Annotated in this window: 1 protein-coding gene; it reads right to left on the reverse strand. The window is 48.9% G+C overall.

The features are described from left to right. Positions 1-39: 39 nt before the first annotated feature. Positions 40-501, reverse strand: a 462-nt coding sequence (locus ACFFQA_RS33770; protein ID WP_377861132.1) for a 50S ribosomal protein L23, incomplete at its 5' end; no start/stop codon positions are given.

The following is a 501-nucleotide window of genomic DNA, read 5'->3' on the forward strand; positions in this document are numbered from 1 at the left end:
AAAAAAGTATATATTTAGAATTAGCCATCTGGACTCAGTTTAGATGATCCCAATCTTGTTGGCAACATCTAGGGCATCATAATCAGGAGCCAAGCGAACATACGCCTTCTTCTCTCCGTCGGGCCTTATCAGGGTATTGACTTTGGCCACATCGATGTCATAGAGTTTCTTGACAGCCTGTTTGATCTGATGCTTATTGGCCTTGACATCCACAATGAACACAAGAGTGTTGTTGTCCTCTATTTTCTTCATGGCTGACTCCGTGGTCAGTGGGAATTTGATGATAGCATAGTGGTCAAGCTTGTTTCTCCTGGGCGCACTCTTCCGAGGATATTTTGGCTGCCTCCGGAGCCGCAGGGTCTTGGGCCGCCGGAAGGTGGGTGACGTTCGGATCTTCTTCTTTTTGTGGCTGTGGACGCCTTTCAGCACCGCCTTCTTAGCTTTCAAGGCCTTCGCTTTGGCTTCGGCTTTGGGAGGGGCAGGAGCTTCCTTCTTCGCTTT

This window comes from Allokutzneria oryzae (assembly GCF_042429765.1).
GTDB classification, from domain to species: domain Bacteria; phylum Actinomycetota; class Actinomycetes; order Mycobacteriales; family Pseudonocardiaceae; genus Allokutzneria; species Allokutzneria oryzae.